Origin of the sequence: Protofrankia sp. Cj5, assembly GCF_917627405.1 — a bacterium.
GTDB lineage: Bacteria > Actinomycetota > Actinomycetes > Frankiales > Frankiaceae > Protofrankia.
This window is the reverse complement of sequence record NZ_CAKJTO010000129.1, coordinates 1-11,561: the sequence shown is the minus strand read 5'-3', so window position 1 is coordinate 11,561 and position 11,561 is coordinate 1. Positions and strand designations below refer to the sequence as shown.

Here is an 11,561-nt window from a genome sequence, read left to right as displayed (position 1 = left end):
GTCGGCGTATTTTCCGAGAGCGGGCACGCAAGTGCCTGGAAGACGTTCCGGGAAGCCGATGTGGTGCTGGCCGTCGGCAACTCGTTCAACCAGCACGCAACCTTTGGCCTGCGGGAGGACCTGTTCGACGGCAAGCTCCTCATCCAGGTCAACATCTCGGGAACCGAGATCGGCAAGACCTACCCTCCGGGACGCGCGCTCGTTGCCGACGCGCGCCTGGCGGTCGAAGCGATCACGGACGCCCTCGAGAAGAAGGTCGGCCCGGTCGACCCAGCGAAGATCGTAAGCCGTGACTACGAGACGAGACACATCCCGCACCTCGCGGGTGCGATCCATCCGGGGCGGCTGGCGCAGGCGATCGGCCGGATGCTGCCGGAGCGGGCGATAGTCCTCGCCGACGCCGGCGCCCACTTGGCCTGGCTGGGGTACTACGTGGATCTCGAGCAAGGCCAGAACTTCCGTAAGACCGGGACGTTCGGTCCCATGTCGGCCCACGTGAACGGGGCAATCGGCGTCAAGCTGGCCCAGCCGGACCGGACGGTTGTCGTCGGGTGCGGCGACGGCTGCTATTCGATGGCCGGCTTCGAGCTGATGACCGCCGTGGAAAACGACGTTCCGGTCATCTGGGTGATATTCAACGACGGTGAGTACAAGCTCGTGAAAGCCTACCAGCTCGCGACCTACGGTGAAGCTGGTCTCGTGGAGTTCCGGAACCCAGACTTCGCGGCGTACGCGCGAGTCTGCGGCGCCGACGGCTACGCCGTGGAGACACTCGACGCCTTCGAGAGCGCCTTCGCCGCTGCGCTCAGGTCGGGTCGGCCGACGGTGATCGACGCGAAGATCACCCGCTGGGCCCTGCCTCACTACAGCACCTCACCGAACGGCATGATCGCCGGGATATGGGAGACGTTCGAGGAGCGCCTTCGCGGCCAGGAACGGTCCTCGCGCCGCTGACTAGGACGGATCCGCGAGCTATGAGCCAGACCGAGGAGAATTGATGAGAGTCTACGAGGCCATCGTTAAGGGCCTGGAGGGAATCGGTGTCCGGGCCGCTTTCGGTGGTGCCGGGGAAAACGCGGCGAGCCTCATGTTGGCGCTTAAACACTCGCGCCAGATCCGGCCGATCATTGCCCGTCATGAGCAGGCCGCGTCGTTCATGGCCTGCGGGTACGCGATGTATACGAACAAGCTCGGTTTCTGCTTCGCGACGGCCGGACCCGGCGCATTCAACCTTTTCTCGGGGCTCGCGGTCGCCATGTCCGACTCTTACCCGGTCCTGGCCGTCTCCGGATACGCGTCGACTCAATGGCAAGGCTGGGGATCCCTTAACGAGACCTCCGGCCTGAACCGCACACCCGACTCGCAGGCGATGTTCGCCGCCACCACGAAGAGGTCGTTCCTGCTCACCGACGCCGCAGACACCTGCGACGTCCTGGAGGAAGCTGTCAACGTTGCCTTTGAGGGACGGCCCGGCCCGGTGCACATCCACGTTCCGGAAAACCTCACCCACCGCGGCGTTGAGGTCAAGAAGTTCCGGCAGATCCGGCTGGACGTCGCCCCGGTCCTTCCCGACCCGGACCGCGTCGAGAAGATCGCGTACGTGCTCGCCGACGCGATCAGCAAACGGGAACGGATCGTGGCGCTCGTAGGGTTCGGCGCCGTCCGCAGCGGAGCGGGACCGGAGATCAGGCGGTTGATCGAAAGGTTCCAGATCCCGCTGCTTACCACCCTGGATGGCAAGGGGATCGTGTCCGAACGGCATCCGCTGTCCGTGGGCGTCTTCACCGACAGCGGCCACTCGAGCGCATGGAAGGCCTTCCGCGAGGCCCGGGTCGTGCTGTGTATCGGGAACTCCCTCAACCAGCACGCCACGTTCAACTACCGACAGGACCTGTTCGCGGAAAAGCTGCTCATCCACGTAAACATCGCTGAGACCGAGTTCCGCAAGGCATACAAACCCGACTTCGCGCTCCTGTCCGACGCGCGTCCCGCGGTCGCCGCGCTGGTCGACGCGCTCGAGAAGAAGGTCGGCGACGTGCCGGAAGCCCGCGTCGACAACCGCAGCTACGAGGCCCGGCACATCGTCCACCCGACAGGGTCAATCCACCCGGGGCAGCTCGCTCAGTCTATCGGCCGGATGCTGCCGTCGCAGGGTGTTCTGCTCGCCGACGCCGGCGCGCACCTGGCATGGCTCGGATACTACGTCGAGCTGGAGGACGGGCAGAACTTTCGCAAGGCTGGCTCGTTCGGGCCGATGGCCGGTCATGTAAACGGCGCCATCGGCCTGAAGGTCGCGGAACCGGAACGGACCGTGGTCGTCGGCTGCGGCGACGGCTGCTACTCCCTCGCCGGGTTCGAACTGATGACCGCCGTCGAACACAACATTCCCGTCATATGGGTCATCTTCAACGACGGGGAGTTTAAATTGATTAAGATTTACCAGGTCGCAACGTATGGCGAGAGCGGACTCGTCGAGTTCCAGAATCCAGACTTCGCGGCATACGCGCGGGCGTGTGGCGCGGACGGCTACCGCGTCGAGACGCTCGAGGAGTTCGAGGAAGCGTTCCGGGCCGCACTGGCCGCCGGCCGGCCTGCGGTCATCGACGCCAAGATCACACGATGGGCCATCCCGCACTATAGCCCTTCACCAGACGGCGTGATCGCCGGGCTCGTCGAGAGTGTCGAAGCCAGGTTCCGCGGACGGTGACCGGCCGGGGCGTCATGGCCCCCAGATATCGGCCGGTTGGCCGGTTCCACGCTCAGGGAGGACGGCATGAGCAGATTGTGGACGGAGACCTACTCCGGGGGGAGCCCCGAGGCCGAACGGCGCGAGTTCGAGTCATTCGCCCGGGATCTGATGCGGGTTCAACTCAAGACGGCTCGGACTGCGAGTAGGAATGGGGTTCCGCACGGCGTCGACCGCGCCTTCCACGCAAAGTCAACCCTCGCGGTGGATAATGCACAGATCCGTTTCGTAGATGTGGCCGACGACCTCCGTGTTGAATTTTCCCGGCCTGGCGCGTCGTACCCCACGGTGGTCCGGTTCTCCAATGCCGCCGGCACAGGGCAGGCGGACGCGAAACCGGATCTGCGCGGGGTAGCGCTGCGCATCCAAGTGTCGCCCGCGGAGTCGCACGACCTGCTCATGACGAACTTCCCGGTGTCCCACGCCCGCAACGCGCACCAGTTCGTCGAGTTCGCCAAGGCGACTGCCGGCGGAAACGCCGCCCGGCTTGCCGGCATTCTCCAGCTGCTTGCGACGTTCGGGCCGGGGGAGACGACCCGGATGTTGAGGAACGTCACGGTCAGCCGCCGGCGCACCGTCAGCAGCGTGGCCACGGAGACATATTGGAGTCGCGGGGCGGTGCGGTGGGGGCCTACCCTGGCGGTGCGTTACCTGCTCCGTCCGGCCCCCGATGCGGTGCCGGCTCCGGCTCCCCGGGCCGACGACCCCGGCTACCTGTCCACCGAGGCCGCCCGCCGCCTCGCAGCCGACGACGTGCGCTTCGAACTCTGCGTTCAGCGGTACATCGACGAGGAGTCGACCCCTATCGAGGACACCGCGGTACGGTGGTCGGAGCAGGCCTCCGTGCCGGAACCGGTCGCGGTTCTGACCATTCCACGACAGGACCTCAGCACGGCCGATACCCAGGAGCGGGCTCGCGCCATCGACGCCTTGGCCTTCAATCCGTGGAACACCACCGACACGTTCCGCCCGCTGGGCAACCTCAACCGCGCGCGCAAAGCCGCCTACGACGCCAGCGCCGCACACCGCCAGGGCTACCGCTGGGCAGCGACGCCACCGCTGCGGAACGAACTGCTCGGCGCGGGCATCCGCGAACTGTTCGCCGCGCTCAACCGCGTCGTGGCTTGGCACCGGCTCCCGCCCCGCCTAGGCTTGCTCAACCTCCAAGTGATCCGGCAGGAACTGCGTCGCCGGAACCTCCTCGACACCGAGGAGACGGAGGCTCCGCCGCGAGCCCGCCCCGTGCCGCCAGCCCCTCCCCCGGAGCCGGCGCGCATCTACCGCGCCGCTGACGGCACCGACAACGACCTGTCCGTCCCGACGATGGGTGCGGTCGGGGCGACATTCGGGCGCAACCTGCGGCCCGACTACCGGCCCAACCTGTTCGACGAGCCGAACCCGGTCACGGTCAGCCGGGAACTCCTCATCCGCGATCGGTTCCTACCGGCGCGTTCGCTGAACCTCCTCGCGGCAGCATGGATCCAGTTCCAGGTGCACGACTGGGTCAGCCACGCCCGCTACCCAATCGGCAAAAGCGACATCACCGTGCCCCTGCCCGATGGAATGACCTGGGCGAACACGCCGGGCGGCCGGCCCGAACGGCAGATGCGGATAGCCGGAAACATTTCCCGGGCTAATGGCAGGTCCAACCCGATAGCCCCCGTCTTCGGTAACGTCGTGTCGCACTGGTGGGACGGCTCGGAAATCTACGGCGCCGATCCGAACCGAAGCAGTCTGCTCCGAGACGGCGCGAAGCTGCGGATGACCCCAGAAGGCTACCTGCCGCGGGACCTCAAGGGCTTCGAGATCACCGGGTTCAACGAAAGCTGGTGGCTGGGCCTCAGCGCCATGCACACGCTCTTCGCCCGCGAACACAACCTACTGTGCGACGAGCTGCGCAGACAGTATCGGGGGTGGACCGACGAGCGAATTTATCAGACCGCGCGGCTAATCGTGTCCGCACTGATCGCGAAAATCCACACGGTGGAATGGACCCCGGCGATCCTCGGTACCGAGACCCTCAACCTCGCTATGAACGCCAACTGGAACGGACCCAATGCCCATGACTGGCTTACCCGCCTTGGTATATGGCTGTTCGACACCCACGCGCGGGTCGGAATCCCTAAGACGATGCCCGATCACCACGGGGTGCCATATTCCCTGACCGAGGATTTCGTGGCGGTCTACCGGATGCACCCCCTGGTACCCGACGACTACCAGTTCGCCGACCACCGAACCGGTAAGGTGCTCGGCAATCGTGGCTTTCTCGACATCCAGGGTGCTCTCGCCGACGACGAGCTACGGGCATTCGGCCTGGAGAACACGCTATACTCGTTCGCGCTGGCTTACCCAGGTGCGATCACACTGCACAACTACCCGCGGTCGCTCCAACGGCTCGAACGGGACGGCCAGCTCATCGACCTCTCCGTAATTGACCTCGTACGGACCCGCCGCCGCGGGGTCCCCCGCTACAACGACTTCCGCGCCGGCCTACACAAGCCCCGCATCAGAAGCTGGGAGGAACTGTGCGGCGACCCCGACTCCGCGCAGGCGCTGCGGCGGGTCTACCGCACCATCGACGAGGTTGACACCATGGTCGGACTGTTCGCCGAGACACCGCCGGCCGGTTTCGGCTTCTCCGACACCGCGTTCCGAATCTTCATCCTGATGGCATCACGGCGCCTGCAAAGCGACCGCTTCCTCACCGTCGACTTCCGCCCCGAAGTGTATTCCCCGTTCGGCATGGACTGGGTTGCGAACAACGGAATGACCAGCCTTATCCTGCGTCACTGCCCAGACCTGTCCGCGGTCCTGCCACGAGAAGCGAGCGCGTTCGTACCGTGGCGGCCCGTCCCGGCCTCGACGGCCGGGGTCACCGCTGAACACGTCATCCGACGCCGCGAAGGGACGCAGGCATGACTGACCAGATGACACAACACCGCCATCTCGGTCTCGACGCCCTCCTCGACCGCCCGCTGCTCGCCTCGATCTGGCGGCGCCGTACCCACCGGGTTAGCCGCGGCAGCTCGCTGAGCGCGGGGTCGATGAGCTGGACCTCCACGGAGCCCTGTACACCGCTGACCGACCTCGAGGAAGCGATCCTCATCTCCCTCACCGGGTGCACTGGCCTCACCATGCCCGACCGGCCTTTCGCCGACCCCCGCGACCACAAGCCGATCATGGCCAAACCCAACCTCCACATGGAGGGTCGGGCCGCCGGCAGCCCGGACAACGCCCAGGGCACGCACTTCTTCCTCATCAACAACACAGGAACCTACTTTCTTCGCAGGCTACCGCCCCCCACGGACCCAGCGGCGTCGGCATTCAACGCGGACACCCTTCTCGCCCGAGCCGCCGAAGCGAAAGTAAAGCTGCTCGACCACCGGATCGACGTACCGGACGGCAACCGTGACTTCCCCGCATATCTGGACTCCAACCGATTCCTGTCGAACCTGCCGGGCACGACCGTCCTCTTTCCGGTCGTCGACCTTTCCCGGCAGTACATCAACGGCATGATGTATCTGTTGACCCAACCCGACGGCGCGCGGCCCACGATCGTCGATGACCGCAACTTCTACCGCCCAGCTGGCGTGAGAAAGTGGGTGCAGTCAGGGTTCCTGAACAAGGATATCAAACTCCCGCTCGGCACCCTGTGGGCCATGCGCACACAGGTCGAAGCCGACCTGCTTCTGCAGAACCTCGTGCTTACCGCAGACGCCATGGGCCTCGGGGCATGGATCCACGCTTCGCTGGCGCCACCGATCATTCTCGGGGACCCGAAGTTCCGCGCCTCCTACGGCCCGATGCTGGGCTTCGACTGGAGTGTTCCGCGATGGAAGCCGGCGGATCTCCTACGGTGGCAGGTGCCGCTGCCGCGCTTCGCCAACCTGCGGGCGACAGCCGTCGGACTGCGTCACAACGGCGAGCACCTGATCAAGGCGATGTGCCCGCCGAACTATGCGACAATGAGCGACGCGGTTGACTCTGTCGTCGCCGACAAGTTCGGACCTAACGGCACCTATTCCGACAAGGGCCTGTTCGACCGCATCTACCGTGGCGAATTTGGCGCCCAGTACCTCCGACAGGCCAGTAACTACTCCGCCGACGTGATCGCCTGCACCCGCGACATCTGCACCTACATCTACGAAACCCACGGCCGGTTCCCAGCGCACTGTGACACGATCCACGTACCCGGGGTCTGGCTGCAGGTCCATCACGTCGAAAACGCCTACTACGAACGGTTCTTTCGCAACGGTCTGACCGAGACCCACGAAACACATGACGAGCACTGGCACCACCGGGCCACGTGACGATTGACATACCCTGTGGGACCCTGCTGGTTTATTCAGGCAGCAAGGGTGCGGCCGAGTCGGATGCCGATGGCCGTGCTTGATCGCGTCAGTGGCACCGCCGACGAGTTGGTTCAGCGTTGCGTAACGGCGTCGGCGGTGCCCGGTGCGGTGGCGGTACCTGTGGGGTACCAGAACCCGGCTACCAGCGTTGACCCGGGCTTTTAGGCGGCTCGTTCGTATTCGTTGATCTTGCGCCACGAGCGTGAAGGGGGACTCTGATCTTGAGATAGACAGGGATCTTCTGGAGCGGTGCTCCATGGGAGATGGAGGTATGGCCCTCCGTGGTCGCCATGCGGGTGGTGGGCGCAAACCACCGTCAGCGGCGTCGCCTCAACGGGCGGGGTCGTGAGCGTGACGGAAAAGGCCCGGGGACGACCGGGTCAGGTGCGGTTCGGGAAGGCGAGCGAGAGCGAACCACTGTCGAAGTGTCGAAAGAATATGGACAACGTCAGAACCGAGGTTGTGATCAAGGCTTCGGGATGAGTCCGGGGGATACCCGTTTACTGCCCGGGCGGCGTTCGGCATGTAGGTGGCGCGAGTCCGATCCTGGCTGGCGGAATCAAGCGGTCAAGGCGACGCATGCCTTTCCAGCAGATCGTTGAAAACTTCTATCGGCTTGCGCCAGCCCAACGTCTCACGAGGCCTGCCATTCAGCTCTGCGGCCACTCTATCGAGATCCTCCTGGGAATGCAAGGACAGATCCGTGCCCTTCGGGAAATACTGCCGAAGAAGGCCGTTGGTGTTCTCGTTCGAACCCCGCTGCCACGGCGAATGCGGATCGCAAAAATAGACTGGCATCCCGGTTCTCACGGTGAAATCGGCGTGCCGGGCCATCTCCTTGCCCTGGTCCCAGGTCACGCTGTTCCGGAAGAACTCAGGCAGGGTTTCCATCTTCTTCGCGAGCAGGTAGGCGACGCGTTCGGCGTTACGGTCGTAGGGAATCCGCACCAGCATGACGAACCGCGTGGTACGATCTACCAACGTCGCGATCTGGGACTTGTTTCCCTTCCCGATTATCAAGTCCCCTTCCCAGAATCCCTGTCCTCCGCACATCCGGTTTTGATGGGTTGACGGGGCCGGTTGATGATCACGGTGGGTGGGTGGGGTCGACGCCGAGGAGGTCAAGCACACGCTGCTGGAGCGGGGTGGGCCGGGGGATATAGCCGGGTTGGCCGTCGCGGCCGGGCACGAGGCGCATCGGGGCGAGAGCGCGCACGATCAGCAGGGTGGTCGGCACCGCCGGGCGGCGGGCGTAGAGGCCGGGGACCTTCCCGCTGGGGCCGGCGGCGCGGCGGGCTTCTCGCTCGATGAGCGCCCAGACCAGCAGCGACAGGCAGAGCAGGTGGATCAGGCCGTGGATCCGTTTCGGGTTCTGCAGGAAGACGGGCGCTATCCCGAGGGGGCCCTTGAGCGCCGAGTAGCGGCGCTCGACGGCTTCCTGCCCCTTGTACGTCACCAAGACCTCGTCGGCGTCGGCCTCGTCCGTGGTCAGGTTCGTCAGCAACGCGAACCAGCCGTCGGCGTTCTCGTCGACCGCGAGCGTTTCGGCGTCGAAGTGCCAGACCAGCAGGGGCTTTCCGGTGTCCAGGTCGGTGTCGGTGTGGACGCGCAGCCAGCGACCGACCTTCCGCTCCGCGGTGATCTTCGCGACGCGGGTGTCGACAGCGTCCGTGTCGCGGTAGTAGCGACCGCCGAGGGTGCGGTGGACCCGGGCCAGGTCGGTCCGGGCCTTCTCGATCGCAGCTTCGCGGGCGGTGCGGGACGCCTGGGCCCGGCGGGCGGAGTGGGCGAACACCGCCCGGTACGTGGCCGGCGGGTCGGCGGCGGTCGGGCCGTTCAGCGTGACGGTGCCCTCGCGGACCCGGTGCAGGTCGCGCTGGTGGGCGAACAGGTCGGCCTCGCGAGCCGGGACGTAGTGCACGATCGCCGCGGTCGCCACGTCCTGGGTGGCGAGGACCGCCGGTGGCACGATCGAGCGCGGGGCCGGGGCGACGAACCGCACACCCGTCTCGTCGATTGCGGTCAGGTTGCGGTAGGAGACGAGCTTACGGTCCCCGACGAGCAGGAACCGGCGCGGCCCGGCGAGGTCACGCATCGCGCGCATCGCCTCGTCGACCTGGCTGATCTCCGCGGCGCCGCCGTCGTAGGCGCGGGCGAGCACGGGGATCCCGCCGTCGGCGGACACCGCCAGGCCGGCCTGGACCTGGCGCAGGTCGGTCCGGCCGTCCTTCGGGTGGCCGAACCGCGGGGTCGCGTACTCGCCGCCGGCCTCGGGATGGTTGTAGAGGCCGTAGAGCGACATGGAGTAGGGGTCGGACCGGGGCGCGGTGCTGGTGTTCCCACCAGCCCGTTTCCCCGGCCCGCGCTCCGAGTCGGGTAGGCCGCCGGCGAGGTGCCCTGGTTGGGTCCTTTTCCGTCGGCCCCCCGCCGAACCCGCCGGGCGGCGTTAACCGCAACGGGCTCTCCAGTGGTTATGCCGTGGGTTGCGTGGTCGGCCGGCCTGCGTGGATGGCCTCGTGGCAGGGGCGGCAGGTGACGAGTGTCTTTCTCTGTCGCATGGCCATGAGGCGGACCCATGCCGGTTTTTCGCGTCGTCCTGGCCTGTTGAGGTCCGCGAGGTGGCGGACGTGGTGGACTTCCACCCTGTCCGTTGATCCGCAGATCTCGCAGGCACCCGCGAGGAGCCGGTGGATCAGCTCGTTGCCGCGGGCGGTGTTCAGGACGGGCGCCCGGTCGTCGATGGCTGCCGTTTTCTGTCGTTGTAGCGGTATGCCGCCGAATCGTGCGACCAGCGGTTTCCTGCCGTCGCTGCGTGGGACGGTGACCTGAAAGCAGGTGCGCGGTCCGTGGTCTGTCTTCACGGTGGTCTTGTACGTGCGGGCCATCGTGTTGACGGTGGACTTGTGCTTGCCTGCCAGGGTCTTGAGCATGGAGGTTTCCATGGTCCAGCGCAGTTTCTGAAGCCGGTAGACGTCACCGGCGAGCAGGTAGTACTGGACGACGCCCCGGTACTCGGCCTGATACTTCGACACGATGGTGTAGTCGGTGTCGTCGAGCATCTGTGGCCGTTGCGCGGGTTTTCCACGCCGGGAGTACTGGGCACACTTGTTTCTGATCACGTCTGGGGGAACACGTAGCCCGATGGCTCCATTGACCGACCGGCGACCCCGGGCGATCTTCGTGTCGGAGTGTTGGGCCACAATGTCATAGCCGAGGAACCGTGCCCGCCCGGTCTGGGCGTGGGTTATCAGCGTCTTCTCCCTCGACAGTTCCAGCTTGAGGTCATCATGCAGGAACTGCCGTATCCTTTCGGTGATCTGGGCTGCTTCGGCTTTCGGACCGCTGAACCCGAGCAGAATATCGTCCGCGTACCGCACATACCGAAGCCGCCGATAATCCGGATCTCTGGGATCCTGGCTCGGCAGCTGGCGACGTTCTTTCCGGAGTCGGCTCAACCCCTGCCGGTCTCCACGTCGCCGGGCACGGGCGATCGCGTACTCCATCTTCTGGTAGGCAGGGTTGGGGGCCCTGCGCCTGCCCCGGTTGTAGTCCGGGAACAGGTGCGTGACGACGAAACTGTCCAGCCGGTCGAGGTAAATGTTTGACAAGATCGGGGATGCCGGACCGCCTTATGAATAGTGCTGGGTTATGCGCAGTGTTGGCCTGTCGGGCCTGGTGAGGGCCCGGGTGGGGGCGGATCGCTGCGCATAACGCGCCGATGATTCTGATCAGCGGTTCAGTGTGGTGCCGGGCCTGCATGATCGGACGTCGGCTGTGATAGCTACTGCGTCCGCGCCGATGTCGGGTTTGGACCGAAATCTACGCACGCGCCTCGACCGAAGCCAGCGCAGAGCCCTCAAAGCCGCTTACATCGACGCCGTCATCGACCTGCGCGAATGGAACAAAGAGCCCGAACTGATCACCTGGCTCGCCACGCTGTGAGCCTCCACCTCCGAGGGGGCCGGTCCGGATAGATGCGTTATGCGCAGCGCTCGACCCCCGACTGCGTCCTCACCAGGCCCGACAGGCCAGCGCTGCGCATAATCCAGCACTGTTCATAAGGGGGTTTATGCGCAGCTGCGCATAAACCCCCCTGTGGGGCGCCGGACAGTGTCGCTCCCCATTTCCAGTCCTCCAGATACCCCGCCTGTAGCATGCCCTTGATGAGCCGGAGGAACCGGTTATCGTGGATTCTTTCACCCAACGTGTCGAGCATGACCTGGTGGTCGAGTTGCTCGAAGCAGCGGGAGATATCTCCCTCGATGAACCAGTGTGTTCCCTTCCAGACGTCGACCACCTCACCTAACACGGTGTGGCAGCCTCGGCCTGGCCGGAAACCGTGGGAGCGGTCGGAGAACTGGACGTCGTAGTACGCCTCCAGAATCAGGCGCACGACCTCAGCGGCCAGCTTGTCCGACCAGGTCGGCAGGCCAAGAGGACGCTTCTTCCCGTTCTTTTTCGGG

7 protein-coding genes and 2 pseudogenes are annotated in these 11,561 nt (G+C 65.5%); 5 read left to right on the top strand and 4 right to left on the bottom strand.

Annotated elements, in window-relative coordinates; translation table 11 throughout:
• The 4 genes from MJ777_RS20115 to MJ777_RS20100 form a co-directional block, all read left to right on the top strand.
• Positions 1-954: thiamine pyrophosphate-binding protein (locus MJ777_RS20115; protein ID WP_239377447.1), on the top strand; the 954-nt coding region annotated here is incomplete at its 5' end.
• Between the two features lie 43 nt (positions 955-997).
• Complete coding sequence (locus tag MJ777_RS20110; RefSeq protein ID WP_239377446.1) at positions 998-2,707, top strand: thiamine pyrophosphate-binding protein; 1,710 nt, start codon at positions 998-1,000, stop codon at positions 2,705-2,707.
• Positions 2,708-2,773: 66 nt separating this feature from the next.
• On the top strand, positions 2,774-5,665 hold the full coding sequence (locus MJ777_RS20105; protein WP_239377445.1) for a peroxidase family protein: 2,892 nt from the start codon (positions 2,774-2,776) through the stop codon (positions 5,663-5,665).
• Positions 5,662-7,056, top strand: a complete 1,395-nt coding sequence (locus MJ777_RS20100; protein WP_239377444.1) for a hypothetical protein — start codon at positions 5,662-5,664, stop codon at positions 7,054-7,056. Before MJ777_RS20105 ends, MJ777_RS20100 begins: the two co-directional genes overlap by 4 nt.
• 609 nt (positions 7,057-7,665) lie before the next feature.
• Here MJ777_RS20100 and MJ777_RS20095 read toward each other — a convergent pair.
• From MJ777_RS20095 to MJ777_RS23250, 3 genes and pseudogenes are all read right to left on the bottom strand, one after another.
• Positions 7,666-8,136 (bottom strand): annotated as a pseudogene (locus MJ777_RS20095) (IS30 family transposase); the annotation flags it as partial.
• 49 nt (positions 8,137-8,185) lie between these two features.
• Positions 8,186-9,400, bottom strand: a complete 1,215-nt coding sequence (locus tag MJ777_RS20090; RefSeq protein WP_239377443.1) for an IS1634 family transposase — start codon at positions 9,398-9,400, stop codon at positions 8,186-8,188.
• Between the two features lie 169 nt (positions 9,401-9,569).
• Positions 9,570-10,727 (bottom strand): annotated as a pseudogene (locus MJ777_RS23250) (group II intron reverse transcriptase/maturase); the annotation flags it as partial.
• 178 nt (positions 10,728-10,905) lie between these two features.
• On the opposite strand from MJ777_RS23250, the gene MJ777_RS22805 reads away from it, so the two are divergent.
• Entirely contained in the window at positions 10,906-11,040 is a 135-nt protein-coding gene (locus tag MJ777_RS22805) for a hypothetical protein (RefSeq protein WP_255724128.1), read from the top strand.
• Between the two features lie 37 nt (positions 11,041-11,077).
• Here MJ777_RS22805 and MJ777_RS20080 read toward each other — a convergent pair.
• The coding region (locus tag MJ777_RS20080; protein ID WP_239377441.1) for a reverse transcriptase/maturase family protein at positions 11,078-11,561 on the bottom strand (484 nt) is incomplete at its 5' end.

Bases quoted from the DNA above. Each gene is read 5' to 3' on its own strand.
- MJ777_RS20090 (WP_239377443.1), bottom strand. From the start codon at position 9,400: ATGTCGCTCTACGGCCTCTACAACCATCCCGAGGCCGGCGGCGAGTAC.
- MJ777_RS20110 (WP_239377446.1), top strand. From the start codon at position 998: ATGAGAGTCTACGAGGCCATCGTTAAGGGCCTGGAGGGAATCGGTGTC.
- MJ777_RS20105 (WP_239377445.1), top strand. From the start codon at position 2,774: ATGAGCAGATTGTGGACGGAGACCTACTCCGGGGGGAGCCCCGAGGCC.
- MJ777_RS20100 (WP_239377444.1), top strand. From the start codon at position 5,662: ATGACTGACCAGATGACACAACACCGCCATCTCGGTCTCGACGCCCTC.